Source organism: Thermaerobacillus caldiproteolyticus (assembly GCF_013761245.1).
GTDB classification, from domain to species: domain Bacteria; phylum Bacillota; class Bacilli; order Bacillales; family Anoxybacillaceae; genus Thermaerobacillus; species Thermaerobacillus caldiproteolyticus.
Genome location: NZ_JACDUT010000003.1, coordinates 252,210 through 271,828, shown reverse-complemented (window position 1 = coordinate 271,828; position 19,619 = coordinate 252,210). Strand labels below are relative to the sequence as shown.

Here is a 19,619-nt window from a genome sequence, read left to right as displayed (position 1 = left end):
AATTCGATTACTAACTCTAATTTGTTTTCATTTATAAGATATTTTATATCTTCTACAAAGCTATCATGTAAAACATATAGATTAAGAAATTGTGAAGGCTTCATTTTGTATATCTCCTTTTAAGGTAATATATGAGAAGCTTTCGAACCCTTAGGAACAGGATTACCGTTTTTGTCCAAGTAATAATCACCTTTACCTGTACGATTAGGGTTATAAATATGGTAATGGTCCTTTCCTTCAAACCCTGGAGCACCCGGCTTACCAGGATCAAATCTAACTCTTATTCCTGTACGTGGATCTTCGTACTCTCTTGAGTTTGTATTTTTTCTCATTCCATCTGGAGTTACATCTTTCCAACCATCTTCCAGCAGTTCCTTTGGATTCTTTGGTAAATTATTATAAGTAAATTTACTCGTACCCTATGTAGTAATCTTAAAAGCTATTATAAAAAAAGACCACCTATTAAATTACCTTTCGCTCTGTTATATTCGGCAATTGATAAGCGGTTTTATTCTTCATCATGCCATATATAACGTTCACAAGCCTTCTCATAATACAAACCAGTGCTTGTCCTTTTGTTTTGCCTTCCTTTCGCTTGCGTTGGTAGTATTCATAAAATACAGGATTCCTTGGCTTTTTACTTTCTTTTGCCACTTGTATTTGTTGTATCGCTAATTGATAAAATAACGCATGTAACGTTCGATTGCCTTGTTTGCTTTTGTGGTCTTTTCCTTTTCCTCCAGAGCCAAAATGCACAGGCGCAATTCCCGCATAACGAGCAAGTTTATTGGCATTTGGAAAACACTGAATATCTCCAATCTCGGCAACCAAGGCGGATGCTGTCACTACATCAATCCCCGGCATTGTCTCCAGTTGGTAATCGAGTAATTTCATTAATTTTCTTAGTTCTCCTTCGACCAATGCCATTTCCTGCTTTTTAAAGCGCAAATCTCTCACCATGCTTTGCACGAGGAAATCCCGTGTTTCTTGGTATTGTTTGGTGGTCGTTCTATCTGTTTTCACAAGTTCTAGTATTTCTTTTGCTTTCTTTCTTGAACAAGTGTTGTGGCTAACAGCTTGTAAAAAAGCAGTAAGCTCATCTATCCTTACTTCCTCTAAACACGATGGTGACGGATATCTTTCCCAAAATGCTAATGCTGTTTTTCCGTCTACTTCCGCAAAAAATTTCTTATAGCTGGGGTAATGATGGCTTAATTGTACATGAAGCTGGTTTTTCAGCGCCCCTTGGGCTTTCACAAGGGCGTTTCTTCTTGTGACTAGCTGTTTAATAGACCAATATACATCCTTTGGCTCTGCATCCGGCAAAAAATCTAGTTTGTTTACAAGAACTCTCGCTACACATTCCGCATCCCAGCTATCGCTTTTTTGCATCGTAGGATAACTATTACGTTCGGCATAAGACAAAGCGGGATTCACTTCTTTTACCATTTGCCCATGATCAACTAAAAACGTTGCCAATGCTCGTCCGTATCCACCAACGTCCTCTAAACCGAAGACCAGTGTCATATTCTCAGGTACTAATTGACGAACCTTGATGAAAAAATCCGTAAAAGCCGCGGGCTTATTTTCAAATTGAATCTCTCCTAATCTTTCATGCCAACAGTTGATGATAACCGCCGTATGATGGTGTTTATGTAAATCAATCCCCACGTAAATATGCCGTTGTTTGTGATGCATACATCCTCCCCCAATCCATTGAGTTTGATGATGACTCCCATGGCGGCAACCTTAGTTCGAGCGTTCACCTTCCGGTGCGCATTGGTACATCAGCCTGTCCATGGATGTATCATCTATACGGATATATAAGAAATTTCATGTATTTTTTAAGTGACCGCTTTAAAGAATGGCTTGGTGTTTCCCTTTCGCCTGTATGCTTCCATAGGTATACATCCCTTTATAAAAGTCCTTTCGGTCTAAAATCCGTTTCACTTGTACTTTGGTAAAGGGCTTACCTTGTGTCGTCAAATGCCCTTCCTTGTTTAACACATCAGCAATTCGAGTAAAAGACCATGTAGGATGTTGCTCTCTTAACTCAAACACTCGTTGTACGGCTTTGGCTTTATCCTCGTCGACTCTTAACTCTTTTTCTCCCCTTAACTTCCTATAACCAAAAGTCGCTCTTCCTCCGGCATATCCTCCTTCTTTTGCTTTTTTATGCCGACCTTTCTTTAGTTTTAAAGCAATTTCCAATCGCTGATATTGGTCTAATAACTCCATTAGTCCATTGACCAATATATCACTTGGGTCTTTTTTGTAGATACTGTAATTTGGCTGTTCAATACTTTTAATATCCACCCCATACTTCTGTAACTCTCGATGAATCAACACTCTCACCATGTCAGAGCGCCACAACCGGCTTGTGTTTAACACCACGACATACTTAATTTGGAGAGAAGAAAGGTGGGCTAACATCTCTTGTAAGCCCACCCTGTCCACTTCCAACGCTTCTTCATTAATTTTTGCCCCGCTGATTCCTTCATCTCTAAATATATGTATCAAATTCCAACCATGTTTTTCGCAATACGCTTGTATTTCCTCCTCTTGGTATTTCAAGCTATATCCATCTTTTGCTTGCCCCTGTGTCGAGACTCGTATATACCCGACAACATTCAATGTTACATCCCCCCGTTACGAAAATTACAATTTATGTAACGCTTGTTAACAATGACGAGTATTATACGACCGTCTCTAGTGAAAATACAATACAAAAGTAATTTGCCAGCTTTTTATTGTCACAGTCAGTTAAAAGTTTATACCCTCTTTCTCGCCACGAGAAAGCTTTCTCTCGTGTTTTAAAGCATACTCGAAGGGTATTTGTTAATAGTTTCACCATGCATCACAGCCAAACTCATAGTAGGCGGAACCATTATGAAGTCTGAATTAAAATGTTGGTAAAAACGATATATAAATTTTCTCGTAATTGCACTTTATTATTTGATACATCTGTTAGTTTTAAAATAAAAACCTTGAAAGGCATAAAGCCAATCAAGGTTATACAAATACTTAACATTTAAACAACTCATCGAGATAGATAGTTAGTAGTGAAGATTTTATTCAATCTTGAATATTCTCGTATTTTTTTATCCATTCGGTTGCATCTCCACATGCAATTAGTACATCATGATGGTTAAAACATAATAAATATTCATTGTTCTTATTAGTAACATAGAACTCAACATTAAACATTTCTGACAGTAGTTTTACTAGATTTTCTCCCCCCTCTACTTCATAAGACGATTTTTCATCGGATGGGTTAAACATCAAAATAGCTTGAGAATTTCCAATATATTCAGCAATCCATTTCCAAGCTTCTGGATGTTGTACAGCTATATCGTTATCTAGATGCTCCCACAACGGAAATAATTTAGTACCGTTAGCGTATTTTCTGGAAAGTTGTTGAAATCTTAATTCTGTATCATGTTCTGATATTTTAGTTACATTGATGTTCATAGAAGCAGCAGCAGACATAATCTGTTCCTCAATATTCCACAACATATACATTCCTCCATTTATCTATTTACAGGTACATCGTCTACCAGTATATGCCCACGTATGGCTCCTCCTCCACCTCTTTTCCCCCCAGTTTGATAACCAATGTGCGGAACATCTGGACCATTTTTTGTATGTCCAATATCAATATTGACTTCTGCACCATTTTTAGCTCTCCACTCTACTGGGAATGATTTACCATTAGCGTCTCTTCCCCACTTAGTCACAGTAAATTCTGTTCTCGGTACACCTGTCCTAATAAAAGCTTCATTTAATGCGTCCCTATATGTCTTTCCTGTTCCCCTAAAATCTAAATCAACATCTTCTTTAAATTTATATCCTGTTATTTTACCTAACTCAGTGTTACCTGTACCCTTACCAACCACCTCACCCCTAGTTTTGCCAATCATGTTCATCGTAGTTTCTTTTACTTCTTTCTCGGCTCCGCTCATCCATATACGGGGCTCTGGACCAATTCCCGCCAAGGCCGGCTGCCATTGGACAGATGGAACGCTGGCAAGAAGATCGTTCCATTGCTTCTTAAAATATTGCAGCGTTTTGGTAATCGGCGCCTTCACGACTTGGTGGTATACCACTTGAAAGGCTGGCATGATTTTATCATAGCGGAGAACATATTTCATTTGCGAGACCAATTTGGAAACATCTGCTGCGGTTTCTGCCGCTTTCGCTCCTTTCACCGCCACTTTTCCAGCAATTCCTGCCCCTTTGGCTGGAGGAATAATGGTCAACAATAACATTCCTCCCGCAAGCAGGCGATCTCCTGCCGAAATCCGTTCTCCGGTGATCGGGTCGTATTCTCCAAACAATCGCTGCAAGTCATACCAGCCAAGGAGCTCCAGACCGAATTCTTTCATGTTGTCGGCAAGCGTTTGGTCTGCCTGTCTGATTGCTGCTGCCGTCCGATACAGCAGTTCCTCCGCTTCATTCAGCTTTTCTTCATAACGGTCGAGCCAATGAATCAGCTCGTCTTTGAGCTCATAGATGGCATCAGAACCGATGCCAGTAATCTCTATCACTAAAGAGGAAAGTTCCCAGGAAAGCGAGGTCCGCGCACTCTGGCACGCGTCTTCTGCATCGGGGACATGCTTTGCTACCGTTTCCAGTTCTTCCGGCTGAACTCGAATCGTAGTCATTGTATCTCCTCTATCTTTCGCTGTATTCGGGCAATTTCCCTGCTGATTTCATGAAGAAGCTCATCTGCGGTCGCATAAATATGTGCTTCGATTTGCCGCAAGTCCCCGTATACCAATTCATACGCTTCCCTCGATTCTCCCTGCCAATGCGGAACATACTCGTCATTTGCGCGATAAAATGCACGAGTGCCATGATGAAATTCCTCGATCGCTTCTTCGACCTTCCCCCGATAGGATTGAAGGCAGCGGATCATGGCTACATATGACCGACGCTTTGCTTCTTTTTCGATGGATTCCAATAAGGATGACACCTTCATTCCCTCCCCCATTTATCCAATACTTAAATGGTAACATAAGTAAAATAAGGAGAAATCATGATATATTCCTATTTTCCAAATAAACACCAGGACTTTTTCCTTATTCATCCATTCTTCCATATTAAGCATATAGAATGATTCTTTTGGAATATAATGGTTTTACCGAATAAACTTTTTCATGCGTGGGACGATTATCGTGAAGAAGGGGATCAAAAAGCCGGAAATGAAAGCGCCAGACAGCTACGGCAGAAGCGATGATGAGAATGTTTGCAGGACGAGCGAAGTCAAATGGAAATAGTTGGAATCAACGGGATGATCAGAATCATAATGAATCTGATGGAAAAAGAGGCAATGAAGCCGATACAGCAGATGACAAAAACAGAACAGGAAACCGAAAACAAGGATCATATGAAGCAATAGTTATCGGAGAAGACAGCGAAAGTAACGGGAGTCATTCAAGTCCATCTTCTATATTTAGATACACACGCAAGTTCATCGTGTGGACTTGCTTTGAAATCGTTAGAGGTTGTTAAAAACGGGGAAAAAGAAAGGAGATTAGAGAAAACACTTACAAATAAGAAGCCCTCTTTTGAAGTAAAAAAAGAGGGAAAAAGCTCCCACAAAAACTTGATTCACACTATAACGAAATTCGAATTCAGACACAATTAAACTGCCTATCTCCTGCTGGATTCAGGAAACAGGCAGCATAAACGTTTTTTCTTTGTCTCAAATAAGTGGGGCAGTCCAGCAGCATCTGAAAGTCGCTTCTTTCATTTATAAGTAGTCTCCCATTTGAAATACTCATTTCATTTTCCTTCTGATCCATTGTAGCAGCATAACTTCATGAGTATTGATTTTCGCCTTTATTTCTTATCTTTCCTTTTTTTCATTATATAAATAAAAAAGAAAAGCCCCGCAGAGATTTCTCTCCGCAGAGCTTTTTCACAAGTGTTCATAGACACCTTTTTAATTATTTTGAAACTGTAACAACGCCAGTTTTAACTTTGTTATTGTTAGCATCAACAATAATATCAGTTGTTCCATTTACTACTTTAACAGTAATTGTTTGAGCATACTCAGCAGGTGTTAAGCCATCAGTTAAAGTGATGATAAATTCTTTATCAGTAGGACCTGAATTTGCTTGTGTAACAGCAAATGGAGCTGATTCATCTTCTTTAGTTGAACCTACATATACATCAAAATCTTCTGCAGTTGCAGTAGATACTTGTACAGGTTCATTAAATACAACTTTAATTTTGTCTGGAGCAATTAAAGTTGCTGATGTAACATAAGGTTTCACGTTTTCAACGAAATATTCGCTAGCAGTAAACGTATCCATTAATACGCCATCTTTGCTCTTAACACCGCTAATTGTTACATTACGTAATCCACTAAGAGTATTAGTATCTGCAGCTAACTTAATTTCAACAACATTGTTAGGTAGTAAAGTTGCTGATTCAACTGTTAAACCGTTTACTTGATAGTTAGCTATATTCGTAGCAGTTGCTCCATCTAGTGCTCTGTCAAATTTTACTTGAATTGTGTCGCTATCTACAACTTTAATACCATTGCTAGCTACATAAGGACTAGATTCACCATTATCATATGTTTTATCGATTGCAGGTTTATTAGTATCTGTGTCAGAACCACGGTTAAATGTAATTGTTGTATCTTCTAAAGCATTGCTATTTGCATCAGTGAAGTTAGTTAACGTAACAGTGTAAGTTGCTCCTGTTGAAAGTGCAACAGCTGTACCACTAGTTGGCGTGAATTGTACAGCATTTAAAGCAACTTTATATTGCTTGTTATCTGTTCCGCTAACTGGTGTAAGACCGCTTAAATCGATAGTACCTGTTGTTGTTACATAGTCTTTCACTTGTTTTGCAGCTAATGCATTTACTGTACCTTTAGTAACAGGCTCATCAAATGTTAAATATAAGTATTCAGCGCCATTCTCTTTTTTAACTTCAGAGGATACCAATTTTGGAGCTGTTGTATCAGCTTTGAATTCAACTACTTTTGAGTAAGCATCGTTTTGTTCACCAGATAAGTCACTTACAGCGTTTGCAGCAATGTTAATTGTATGGAGTCCGGCAGTTAAAGCTGCTCCTAATTCAACTGTATATTTAGTTTTGTCAATAGCATCTTGCGTTACTTTAGCTTCGCCTGCTTCTAATAGTGTATTACCATTTGCAGCATAGTCTGTAAATGTTGTTGAACTATCGATTGTAATGTCAGTAGCATCAAATCCTTGTACTTCTTCACTAAATTTAACTTCGAATTTATTTAAACCAAGCACATTTACGGATGTTACAGTTGGTTTAACTCCATCTAATTGACCTTTCGTAAATTTTACTGTAACTGGGTTAGGATTAATTAAGTTATTAACGTAGTCTGCTGCACCAATGACAGTTGCTGTAATTTCTTTACCAGCAGCAACACTAGCATCAATAGCTAAATCTACATAACCTTTTGCAAGGTTTGGAGTAGGTGTAACTGTTGCATCAGAACCATCTGCTAATTTAAATGTCCAGCTACCTGCACTTGATAATGGCTCTGAGAAATAAACACGCACTGTAGATGCATTTAATTTTTCTGTTTTTGTTATTGTAGGTGCAGTAGAATCAGAAGCTGTTAATACTCCCGAAACATATTTTTCAACATACTTGCCATCAGTAGTTTTAACAGTGTTTTCAGGAACATTCACAACATATTTTACTGAGTTTAATGCACCTGAAGTTACTGTAATTGTTAACGTTTTACCGTCCTCACTTAAAGTAGCTAAGGAGTTGTCATCAATTGTTACGTTTCCAGTTCCGTCCACTTTAGTAATAGTTAAAACTCCAGATTTTAAAGTATCGTCAGAATCAATTACTGTTGACTTATCGATAGCTTTGTTAAATTTAACTTGTAATTGTGCAGCGTTAATCGCACTTACCGATTCAACTTGAGGTGCTTTTGCTGCTTCTTGTGCATCCAACGCACGTTTTACGAATGATGCGAATGCTGCACGAGAAACGCTATCTTTTGGTTTATATTCAGTAACGACTGTTACGCCGTTTGCTTCTAATGTTTGGATGTAGTCGCGAGCGTAAGCGTCTGCTTTATCTAAATCTGTAATTTTAGATGTGAAATCAGCAGGTTTTGTTAAATCGAATGCTTCTACAAGCACTTTCGCCATTTGTTGACGAGTGATGTTTTGAGATGGATTTAATTTTCCATCAGTTCCTGTCATTACGCCTGCTGCTTTAACAATTGCAGCTGCTTCTACTAATTCTTGGTCTTTGCTGTCAACTGGAACATCATCGAACGCTTTTTTGTCAGCAGGAACTTGGAATCCTTGCTCTTTTAAAATGCGCGCGAAGATTTTCGCTACTTGACCGCGTGTAACGTTGCTGTAAGGTTTGAATGTACCATCTTCAAAACCTTTGATGTATCCTTTTTCAACTAATGCGCTAATGTCTGCTGCATGCGAATCGCTTGGATCTACGTCGCTGAATGATGCAGCGTTCGCAACCACTGGTCCGATTGCTGTAGCTACTAACGCAGCAGATACAGAACCAGCCAAAAATTTACGGTAAGACTTTGGTTGGTAAGCCATCTGTATTATTTCCTCCCTTTTTATGGTAATTTCTATAAGTATTTAAAACTAAATTTAAGAGATTATTTATTATGTATAGTTTCCCCCTCTTAAATTTAGCTACTAAACAATTACTAGTATAGTTTTTTATAGGCACTTTGTCAATGTATTCCTATGTTGGATGCCATAAAAAGTGCACAAATTTCTCTCTCTAGCTAATATTCTACTAAAAATGCCATGTTATGCAAGCGTTTTTCATAAAAATTCGCTCTTTTTTTTCTGACTTTTTTGTTTCAACAGGATTACTTTATGCTTCTTTGGTCCCCTTCATGCCTAAAAATTTGTTACAAAAATGTAAAGTTCACTAATCTGCAAATATGTTAGACTACCAACAGCGACAAATTTCGGGAAATTTTTATATAGAGAAGGGGATGTGTCGAATATGCGAAGGCAGCTGATGTTGGTGATGCTTATGTGCGGAAGCGTTTTGTGGATGAGCAAATCGCCAGCAAATGCGCAGACAAATTATGTTGCAGTGAATTACGACAAGATTATTCCCGCATCCAAAAAATATGTTGGCGTTCCTTATCAGTGGGGCGGAACGACAGCGAAAGGATTTGATTGCTCCGGTCTCATTTACCACGTATATAGTTCGCTCGGCATCGACGTTCCGAGAACGACGGCAGAGATGTATCGAATGGGAGTAAGCGTAAAAAAAGAAGATTTGCGCGTCGGTGATCTCGTCTTTTTTGATACAGATGGCAACGGGGTCTCCCATGCTGGAATATACATAGGAAATGGAAAGTTTATTCACTCTTCTTCCTCCAAAGGGGTTATCATTTCATCGCTGGACGATCCGTACTATTGGGGGAAAACATATATAGGGGCAAAAAGGGTGCTCGCTTATCGCTTGCAACCGGGGCGATTTCAAGACATTCCTACATCTTTCTGGGCATTTAACGAAATTCGCACACTTTCAGAAGATGAATTAATGATCGGTTATGCTGATAGCTATTTCAAGCCGAACGAGCCGATTACTCGTGCTGAAGTCGCTTCTTATTTAGGAGAATACTTACAGCTTGATCTTTCCGACCGTTCAGCTATTTTCAAAGATGTGTCTTCTGACCATTGGGCAATCGGTGCGATTAATGCGATGCAAAAAAAAGGGTTTCTAACTGGCAGCAACGGAAACTTTCGTCCTGAAGATAACTTAACTCGTGCCCAGCTCGCTGTTATTTTAACAAGAGTATTTCAATTGAAACCACCAGCTACACATCGATCGTTCACCGATGTGCCGCCGACCTTTTGGGCGTACAAAGAGATTCAAGCATTAGCCGCTTCGGGAATCACAACCGGATACGAAGATGGCACGTTCCGTCCAAACGACACCGTTAGCCGGGCACAATTCGCTGTATTCCTCTATCGTTCCATCCATAAGTAACATAAGAAAAGCGGAGGCGAGCAGTTAGCTCCGCAGGGCTAATGTTCTTCGCACGCAGAGGTGCTCGACACCTCAAGGGTGAAGGTTATTTGACCCCGAGGAGCTGCGAGCCGAGCTAGACAATAAGAAAAGCAGAGGACTTAACAAACACTAAAAACTCCGGACAATGAATTGGAACGATTCGATCCTAAAAAAAGAGATGGTCTCATTTGGTGAGACCATCTCTTTTTTATTACTCTTGCTCTTTTCTCTCCAGCGTTCGTTTTAAGAAAAGTGCAAATTGTGAGCGTGTCACGTGCTCATTTGGCCGGAACGTATCGACGACTGTAATTCCGTTGTAAGCGAGTGTATTAATGTCCTTGTAGTTCCAGAAATCCTGCGGCACATCCGCAAATGTTTTCTGTGTTTGCGGCGTATCGTAATACTGTTGATACGCACGAACTAAAATGGAAGCCATTTGCGCGCGCGTTAAATATTCGTTCGGCCGCAAGTTTCCCCCTTGCCCCATTAAACCGTAAGCTTCCGCAATCACCATCTCTTCATATCCTAAATCCCCTGGTTTCATATCTTTTGCTTTTGGTACATATCCGTTCGGAAGCTTCAGACCAAGCTCATTGACCAACATTTTCGCTGCATGGCGGCGAAGAAGCTTGTCATTTGGCCGGAATGTTCCGTCTGTGTATCCGTTAATCACGCCCTTTAGAGAAAGGTACGTAACAGCAGAAGCAACTTCATTGCTAGAGATATCTGTAAAAATTTTCACTTCTCCTTTTACAACATTGGAGGAAGCAACATACCCGTCAATTCCATTTCCTCTAACATGATAATAGACATAGTGGTTATACGGATTAGCTGCTGATTCATAAGGACCTCCGACAATTTCAAGCGGTGTATAATGAGCCGCTTTCAAAATAACCGCACCATCGACCCCGTTACGAATGTTGGAATATGACGCGTCTTTGTTCCATGTATACACTTTATCGCCTGCTTTATAATGTTGGGTGGTCATTGTATTTAATTGCGGCCATGTGTATTGCTTAACAGGAAAATATATAATGTCTGGGTGATTTTCATCGGAATACTCTACTTCAAAGCTTGGAATGCTTTTGACATTGACGAGACTATGATTTCGAATGATATCAAACACTCGCTCTTGATATGGCTTTTTCTCATGCGGTAAATTCGGGTCATTGCGCTTTGACAAACCGTTATACGCCATTACCGCAAAATACCAGTGTTCAATGATGTTGGGATTCTGGTCGTTTATTTTCGGAATGCGCGTTCCGGCCCAGTTCCATTTTTCTTTTAATATTTGCGCGCCAATGTCAATATTATATTTCGTATCGTACATAAGCCGCTCTTTATCAATCTTTTTAGCTTGAAGCTCTTCATCCGTTAATGTGACTTGCATGATGCCAATGCCGCCGTCTTCTGTGACAATAGGATTCCCCATATCATCAAATTGCTTCATTCCCGTTTCAACATACGCCATCGCTTTTAAAATTTCTGCTGGTATGCCGTATTTATTGGCTGCTTCGTACAATAATTGTTTAATTTCCACAGTTGTCAGATTAACAGTGTTTTGCTTCGTTTTACTGCTTTCAATTTTTTGGTTCGTTTCATCAAGAATATCGGCATGGATCACCGCTTGAGGAACAAGCAGAATGGCCAAAACCGCCCATAAACTCGCCACCATGCTTCGCATAAGCTTCCCCCATCCTTTTTACATATATTAATAAAAATTGTAGATTCATAGGCAACAAATCTAACCCAACGTAAAATGTCAGACCCTTCTTTTTTATTGTTCTTTTTTGTCCAGCGTCCGCTTTAAAAATAACGCCAATTGACCACGTGTCACGGTGTCGTTCGGGTGAAACGGGTTGGCGATGGTGATGCTGTTATCGGCGAGAGTGTTAATGGCATCGTACGCCCAAAATGACGGTAAAACATCTATAAATGAGTGGTTCGTTGTCGGTTTTTTATACACATTTGCATACGCACGAACAAGGACAGCCGCCATTTGTGCCCGCGTCATGTATTCATTCGGACGAAGCTTCCCGCCTTGACCGAATAATCCATACGCCTCAGCAATCGCCATGTCCTCGTAGCCAACATCGCCTGCTTTGATGTCGGTTGCTTTCACTTTATAGCCTTCAGGCAGCGTAAGACCAAGTTCTTTGACAAGCATGCGTGCGGCGTGGCGGCGAAGAAGCGTTTCGCTTGGGTGGAAGGTACCGTCCGAATAGCCTGTCACAACTCCCCGTTCATATAAAAGCTGCACTGCTTTCTTCATTTCTTCATCATCGACATCAGGAAAAAGCGGCCGAGTGCTTACGCTTGAAGCGATGTTGCCATAGTTTACTTTTAACGTCGTTGAGCCGCGGTTAAATCCTTTCTGCGCATGTTGAACCGCACGGAATAAGACGCTATCGTTCCAGTCTTTCTGGAATAACCAAGAAACATCATCGCTTAGTTTTGAAGGATCGTACCATTTTTCACTCACACCACTAGAAAATGTATCCAAGTAGACGGAGGCATAACGACCGTTTCCGTCTTGCGCATTCACATACGCGCTTGTTTTCGGACTGTACAAATATAGACGCAAATTGTAATAAGAAGCGTTCAATGAATTCGGTGAGTAGCCTGTCAATAAAAGGGAAAGCGGTGATTGCACCACATAGTCGCTTCCTAACTGATCGTGCCAATAGGCTTCCTCACTCGGCAGTTCAAACGGCGTCGGCAGCGCGGCATTCATTTGCATATGCCCTTTTAGCGCAAGACTGGAACCGAATAATTGCACATAATCTTCGGCTAAAATTTCCGGAAGTGACCATTCATATGCTCCACTTGCACTAACATGGACGGACGGGTAACGGAATAACTCGCGCGCTGCAGCATATTTGGAACGAAGCCAATCGCTCGGCTGCAGTTGTTCCTTATTGATCAAATAGTAATACGTAAAATGATGACCATATTCATGAGCTAGTGTCGTTGCCATTTGCTCTACGGTTGTAAAATCGTTGCCGCCATATAAATGGATGATGCGGTTCGGTAAAAGCGTTAATGTTTTTCCGATTTGGTATTCGGCAAAGTATTGCCCAAGTACATTCTCTCCTGCCGGATAATCAGGAAAAATCATGATTTTCCCAAGAAGGGAAAGCTCAGGGCCATGCTTGTTCGCCAGCAGCTCTGCTTCAAGTGCTTTTAATTGCGCTGTCGTGCGCCATTTCGTGCTGTAGCTTTCAATCGTCACTCCGCTTGCTCCTTTATAGCGGGCGATGAGCGGATAAAAGTCTTCGTAACTGCTTTGAGCCTGCGCCTTGTTTGTGAGGTCGACGACGTGGGCATCAGCCGCTTTTCCACCAAAGAGGAACATCACGAAAAATAGAAAAATGACCGTATATTTACGCATTATGCTCTTCTCCTTATATATTTTCTAATTTCATAGTACCATAGATTCGGAGCAAGACGGAAAAGTGTTTGTTAGAGAGAAAAAAGATGCTTCAAATGCATCTAGCATTTCAAAGCATCTTTATTTCATTATTATTTTACAGGCGAAATCGAAAGCGTATATGGTTGTGCGTTTGGACGGGCAAAAGAGTCTTCGACGACAAAATAATATTTTCCTTTTTTCAATGAAATGGTAGCGACTTCGCTATCACCTTCACCATAATAGTCGAATGTTTGCACGAGCCCGCCTTTTTCGTTATAGATGGAAATCACACCATCCATCGTGCTTGATCCATCTAATTTGACTGTGAATTTTCCGTCTTTCGTCACAGTTAATGTATAGTAGTCTTTGTCGCCATAATCGACGGACGTATTCAAATAGCCCGTTGCTTTGTATGTGCTGCCTTCTTTTTTGAAGCCTAGCGGTTTGGACGGCACATTGTTTTTCACAACAGATGCAGCATCTTCATCTTTTTTGTTCAATGTTTCGATACCAAAGCGGTATGATTGTAGCGACAATCCTCCCCAAGAAAAACCATTGTTGATAAAGAAGTAGCCTGTATCTTTTTTCGCTTTAAACGAACCGTTCACATCATACATCGGGTTCAATTCGTTCGGCCAGAAATCGATCGCCTTTGATGCTTCGTCTTGATCGATATTCATATTGCCGTTCGTATCTTCGACAACTGTGATAATCGGAATTAATGTACCGCGCAAGTCTTCCGGTAAGTTCGCTTCATTTTCCAGTTTGTTTGGCCGCGCAAAGAACGTAAAGATTTCATCGGCTTTTCGGTGTTTATAGTAGTAAATATCAACATCATTTGGTAAAACAAGGTTCCCTGTCGTTACTTTGTTTGGTTGAACGACAGTCGCACGAATCGGCTCGTTATTATCTTCATTCGCATCTTTTGGGGCATCCATCAATTTTTTCGATACAAATGTATATGGATCAGCAACTGGTTGGTAGCGGTCGTTTGCCACGGATAAATAATATTCTTTTCCTTTTTCTAATACCAGCGTTAACGATGATGTCTTTTTGCCGGTAAAGTAATCGTAGCCGTAATAATCGGCGACTGGAGATAAATCATCTTGTTTTGCATCGTATTCATAAATCGTCGCCCACGGAATCATGTCGTCTGGTGTATCAAATGTAAATTGATAAATGGCTGTTTCATTAACAGAAAGCTTATAAAAATCGAGGTCTTCGCCAAATTGAATATACCCTGATTGCTTACCGCCAATATTGTAAGGAAGGGCTTGTTCTCTAATTTGTTGTACATCCTCTTTTTCAAAATTGCGCCAAGTTCCGTCGTCCTCAACAATAATCGCGTTTCGTTTTTTCGTATTTTGATTTAGCTGTTGTTCCGCTGCTGGCGACGTTTCTTCTGTCGATCCGTTTTCTTCCGGATTTTCGAATGATGGATAGCCGTCTTCATCCGGCGGGCTCGTTACTTGTTCCGCTGTTAAGCGATACGGAATCGCTGAAGCAGGAAGTCCGCTTCCCTCATCACTGCTTGTCGGATAAGAACCGTAATATACAAAATCGCTAACCGGCTCACTAGAAGCTTCAATAATATATTCCGTGTCCGGCTGTGCCTCAAACGTTAACGTTTCACCTTTTCCGCTTCCGTTGTTATTAGCGATTGCGATTGGAGAAGGAGACTCTTGTTCTTTTGCATTCGGATCAGCTTGACGATAAAAGTCTTCAGCAAAATAGACGCTTAGCGATGAATCGATTCCCGGAATAGCGGAAAGATTTAGCTTAATCGTCGTTGGTTCTTTCACCGTCAGCTTGAAATAGTCTTTATCTGCCTCCTTCTCATTTTCTGGAACAAATGTGAACGGAGCAAATTCTGTCTTTTCGCTATCAAATGGAAGCTGTTCAATGGCGACTGGATTGTCTTTTGTTGATGGGTCCGCCGTTAACTCAGCAAACTTTTGCAATGTTAAGGTATATGTTGATTTGCCTTGCAAGCTGTAGTTGCCGTTTGCATCTGTTACGCCGATGACAAGAGTGCCATTTTCTTTCGCTGTATACAATTTTCCTTCCACTTCTCCGGCATGCGTGTCATTGACATTGATTGGCTTGTCCGACTGTTTCTTTCCTTCCGGATAAAAGCGGAAAATCAGTTTGTAGTCGTAATCTTTTGCGCCATCAAGCACCGCTTGAACGCTTTCTCCACCTTGTAAATCGACTTTCATCCAATGAACTTCTTCAGGTGTCTTGAAGCTGCCTGTTTTTGTATATGTCTTTTCCGTTAGCTGTACCGGAAGAGCTTTGGCAAGAATGGTTTCATCGTTCCATGTTTCTTTTTTCGGCAAGTTCTTTAAATTAAATTGAAGCGCAGCAACTGGGTTGACAAGACCATTCGCATATTTTAAATCGTATCCTTTTTCACCTAAATCGGTTGCCGTTCTTTCTAAAATCGCTTCGACTTCATATGGTTTTAAGTTTGGATATTTTGATAAAATAAGCGATGCCACGCCAGCGACAACCGGAGAAGCCATTGACGTTCCGCTTAATTCAGCAAATGAAGCTCCTTTTGTCGGATCATAAACGGTGCTGTATACATCGACTCCCGGCGCAACGATATCGACAGACGGGCCGTAATTCGAGAAATTAGCTAAGTGGTTTTTGCTGTCGGTTGCACCAACGCTAATAACCCCTTCATAGGATGCCGGTATGGAGTACATATCCGTCGCATCATTTCCAGCTGCGGCAACGACTGTGACTCCTGCATCAATCGCTTTTTTCACCGCATCTTCTAAAATCGGCGAATTAAAGTAGCCACCGAGACTCATGTTAATGACTTTCGCCCCTTTTTCAATCGCATATAAAATCCCTTGGGCGATGACATAGTCGCTTGCCCCTGCGCCGCCGTTAAAAACGTCGATCGGCAAAATTTTCACATTCGGATTGATGCCGTGTGCACCGACACCGTTATTGGCCGTTGCCCCGATAATACCGGCAACGTGCGTTCCATGAAGATCTTTGACCCCCGGATTCGCCGGGTTCGCTGCATTATAAGATGGCAACAGTTGTGCTTTTAAGTCCGGGTGTTTCATATCAAGACCTGTGTCGATGACTGCGACGGTTACGCTATGTTTGCCAGCGAGTTGCAGCGCTTTATCAATTTGCAATAAAGAGAGCGGGTACATTTTCTCATTTTTCGGATCATTTGTACCAAGCTTCTTGTATGTAAAACTAGGTGTTACGCTCGTCACCGTTTTTAATTTTGCATAGTTGCGTGCAACTTCTTGCAATGTTTTTCCTTTTTGCAAGGTGACGACATCATAGCCTAACTGCGGGAACGATTTTTTCACGTTCGCACCGAGGCTACGATGAACGCTTGCTGGAATTTTGTCTTTGTACTTGACGATGAGCGTATCTTCGCTGATTTGGTTTTGCGCTTCCTCAAGCTGCTTGTACGCCAGTGGTGCTTTCACAACGTTGTATGGTTGCTTTTTCAACTGCTCAAGCGGCGGCAGCGTCGTCGCTTGGGCAAAGCTAGGCAGGACAAGCGTTGAAGCCAGTCCAAAAGAAAGAGCAGCCTTTTGCCATTTTTTCATGCTCAGTTCCCCCTAATCTTTTTGTAAAAAAATAGATTTCAATAATACTAACGAAAAAAACTAAAAAAAGTTTCATAGTTTTATAAATTTTTCCTGATAGTTACATTATAATCCATTTATGAAAGGAATAAAGAAATATTTCCACGAAGATGAAACAAAAAATGAACAATGCTATACTGTATAGGAGACTATTTGACAAGCTTGGAGGAGACTTGTGAATGTTATCCTACGTAAAGAAGTTATTGAGCAACGATGAACGAAGATTAAAAAACTATTACAAAATTGTTGCTCACATTAATGAACTAGAACAAGAATTAGTGAATCTATCAGATAACGAATTAAAAGAAAAAACATTTTATTTTAAAAAACAGCTTGAAAGCGGAAAAACCATATTTGATATTCAAGCGGAAGCGTTCGCCGTTGTGCGCGAGGCTGCCAAACGCGTGCTTGGCATGCGTCATTTCGATGTACAGCTCATTGGCGGATTAGTATTAACAGAAGGAAATATCGCAGAAATGCCGACAGGAGAAGGGAAAACGCTAGTCGCTTCGCTGCCAAGCTATTTGCGTGCTTTAGAAGGAAAAGGTGTGCACGTGATTACCGTCAATGAATATTTAGCGAAGCGGGACCGGGAGTTAATTGGAAAAATTCATGAGTTTTTAGGATTGACCGTTGGCTTAAATCTTCCGATGATGGAAACGGAAGAAAAGAAGAAAGCCTATCAAGCTGATATTACATACGGCATTGGCAGCGAGTTCGGTTTTGATTATTTGCGCGATAACATGGTCTATGATGTATCGCAACGTGTACAACGGCCATTTCATTATGCCATTATTGACGAAATCGACAGCGTTCTCATTGACGAAGCAAAAACTCCGCTGATTATTGCCGGCAAAACAGGAGTGAGCTCCGAATTAAGTTACTTATGTGCACGCATCGTAAAAACGTTCAAACGAGACGTCGATTACTACTATGATGAGGAAACAAAAACGACAAACTTAACAGAAGAAGGAATCGCGAAAATTGAACGAGGATTCGGCATCGACAACTTGTACGATTTAGAGCATCAGACGCTTTACCATTATGTCATTCAAGCGTTGCGCGCCCATGTGTTGTTTCAGCGCGATGTCGACTATATTGTAAAAGACGGAAAAATTCTATTAATCGATATGTTTACAGGCCGTCCAATGGAAGGTCGCAGTTTAAGCAATGGATTGCATCAGGCAATTGAAGCAAAAGAAGGATTGGAGCTAACAGAAGAAAATAAAACTCAAGCTTCTATTACGATTCAAAACTACTTTCGACTATATCCAATTTTGTCTGGCATGACGGGAACAGCGAAAACAGAGGAAAAAGAGTTTCAGACACTATACGGAATGGACGTTGTGCAAATCCCGACGAACAAACCGGTCATTCGCGTGGATGAGCCCGATCGCGTGTTTTTGACTGTCGAGCAAAAGTATAAAGCTGTCGCTAAAGAAGCAAAGCGAGTTCATGCGACTGGACAGCCTATTTTAATTGGAACGACATCGATTTTACAATCCGAAAAGGTAGCAGAATATTTAAGACAGGAAAATCTCCCTTTTCAATTATTAAACGCAAAAACGATCGAACAAGAAGTTCAACTTATTTCACTGGCAGGACAAAAAGGCCAGATTACGATTGCAACAAACATGGCAGGACGCGGGACAGATATTATGCTGGGAGAAGGGGTCGCAGAACTTGGTGGTTTATTCGTTTTAGGAACGGAACGACATGAATCGCGGCGCATCGATAACCAGCTAAAAGGACGGGCTGGCCGCCAAGGAGATCCGGGACGCTCGCAGTTTTTCATCTCTCTCGAAGATGATATGTTCCGCCGTTTTGCGAACGAAGAAGTGGAAAAGTGGAAAAAGAAAGCGAAAACGGATGAAAATGGTCTTATCTTGAATAAAGATATTCATGAGTTCGTCGACCGCGTACAGCGCATTTGTGAAGGAAGCAACTTCTCGATTCGCGAATATAACTTAAAGCTTGATGATGTGCTAAACGACCAGCGAACGACTATTTACAAATTAAGAAACCAAATTCTCGAAACAGAGAACCCGCTCTCGATTGTAGTAAACATGTTGCGTTCATATATTCCATATGAAATTGATCAAGCTTGCCCGGCAGAGTCAGCTCCTGAGGAATGGGATGTAGAGCATTTAGCTGCGAGGTTAAATGAGATCATCGTCTCTCCTTCCGTGCAAATTGCCAAAAACATAGACGATATAGAAGACGTAAAACAATCTGTGCTCCATTCCCTTGAAAAATATGTCGAGAAGCTGCAAAATTTGATGGATGATGAAAGCGTACAATCTCAATTGAAGCCTTCTCTCCTTTCAACGGTTGACTATCATTGGCTCAATCATCTTGATGCCATGGAACGCTTAAAAGAGGGGATTGGATTGCGTTATTACAGCCAAGAAGATCCGATTCGCCAATTTCAGCGTGAAGGGTTCGAGTTATTTACACACATGTACCGCCAAATCGAAGGCGATGCTTGTCGTAAATTAGCCTATCTCGTTTCCGATAAAATAAAGAAATAATGAAAATTTCACTAAAAAACCGACGGG

At 40.8% G+C, this 19,619-nt stretch carries 11 protein-coding genes; 2 read left to right on the top strand and 9 right to left on the bottom strand.

Annotated elements, in window-relative coordinates; genetic code table 11:
- Positions 1 to 462: 462 nt before the first annotated feature.
- The 6 genes from HNR31_RS06615 to HNR31_RS06590 form a co-directional block, all read right to left on the bottom strand.
- The gene (locus tag HNR31_RS06615) at positions 463 to 1,698 is read right to left on the bottom strand and encodes an IS110 family RNA-guided transposase (protein ID WP_181555468.1); all 1,236 of its coding nucleotides are present in this window, start codon (positions 1,696 to 1,698) and stop codon (positions 463 to 465) included.
- 159 nt (positions 1,699 to 1,857) lie between these two features.
- Positions 1,858 to 2,634 carry a recombinase family protein gene (locus HNR31_RS06610; protein WP_181555467.1) on the bottom strand — a complete coding sequence of 259 codons (777 nt, stop codon included), beginning with the start codon at positions 2,632 to 2,634 and terminating at the stop codon, positions 1,858 to 1,860.
- Between the two features lie 441 nt (positions 2,635 to 3,075).
- Complete coding sequence (locus tag HNR31_RS06605) at positions 3,076 to 3,516, bottom strand: DUF6756 family protein (RefSeq protein WP_258561023.1); 441 nt, start codon at positions 3,514 to 3,516, stop codon at positions 3,076 to 3,078.
- Between the two features lie 14 nt (positions 3,517 to 3,530).
- Complete coding sequence (locus tag HNR31_RS06600) at positions 3,531 to 4,664, bottom strand: polymorphic toxin type 47 domain-containing protein (protein WP_181555466.1); 1,134 nt, start codon at positions 4,662 to 4,664, stop codon at positions 3,531 to 3,533.
- The gene (locus HNR31_RS06595; RefSeq protein WP_181555465.1) at positions 4,661 to 4,975 is read right to left on the bottom strand and encodes a DUF5082 domain-containing protein; all 315 of its coding nucleotides are present in this window, start codon (positions 4,973 to 4,975) and stop codon (positions 4,661 to 4,663) included. Before HNR31_RS06595 ends, HNR31_RS06600 begins: the two co-directional genes overlap by 4 nt.
- A 976-nt stretch (positions 4,976 to 5,951) precedes the next feature.
- Positions 5,952 to 8,582, bottom strand: coding sequence for an S-layer homology domain-containing protein (locus HNR31_RS06590; protein WP_181555464.1), 2,631 nt, complete (start codon positions 8,580 to 8,582; stop codon positions 5,952 to 5,954).
- 421 nt (positions 8,583 to 9,003) lie between these two features.
- Here HNR31_RS06590 and HNR31_RS06585 point away from each other — a divergent pair, with 421 nt between their 5' ends.
- The gene (locus HNR31_RS06585; protein ID WP_181555463.1) at positions 9,004 to 10,002 is read left to right on the top strand and encodes a C40 family peptidase; all 999 of its coding nucleotides are present in this window, start codon (positions 9,004 to 9,006) and stop codon (positions 10,000 to 10,002) included.
- A 232-nt stretch (positions 10,003 to 10,234) separates the two neighbouring features.
- On the opposite strand, the gene HNR31_RS06580 is transcribed toward HNR31_RS06585, so the two are convergent.
- The 3 genes from HNR31_RS06580 to HNR31_RS06570 form a co-directional block, all read right to left on the bottom strand.
- Positions 10,235 to 11,707: an S-layer homology domain-containing protein gene (locus HNR31_RS06580; RefSeq protein ID WP_181555462.1), complete on the bottom strand. Its 1,473-nt coding sequence runs from the start codon at positions 11,705 to 11,707 to the stop codon at positions 10,235 to 10,237.
- Positions 11,708 to 11,800: 93 nt separating this feature from the next.
- Positions 11,801 to 13,414 carry an S-layer homology domain-containing protein gene (locus HNR31_RS06575; protein WP_181555461.1) on the bottom strand — a complete coding sequence of 538 codons (1,614 nt, stop codon included), beginning with the start codon at positions 13,412 to 13,414 and terminating at the stop codon, positions 11,801 to 11,803.
- A 131-nt stretch (positions 13,415 to 13,545) separates the two neighbouring features.
- Positions 13,546 to 17,022, bottom strand: a complete 3,477-nt coding sequence (locus HNR31_RS06570) for a S8 family serine peptidase (protein ID WP_181555460.1) — start codon at positions 17,020 to 17,022, stop codon at positions 13,546 to 13,548.
- Between the two features lie 218 nt (positions 17,023 to 17,240).
- Here HNR31_RS06570 and secA2 point away from each other — a divergent pair, with 218 nt between their 5' ends.
- Positions 17,241 to 19,592: an accessory Sec system translocase SecA2 gene (gene secA2 / locus HNR31_RS06565; RefSeq protein ID WP_181555459.1), complete on the top strand. Its 2,352-nt coding sequence runs from the start codon at positions 17,241 to 17,243 to the stop codon at positions 19,590 to 19,592.
- Positions 19,593 to 19,619 lie beyond the last annotated feature (27 nt).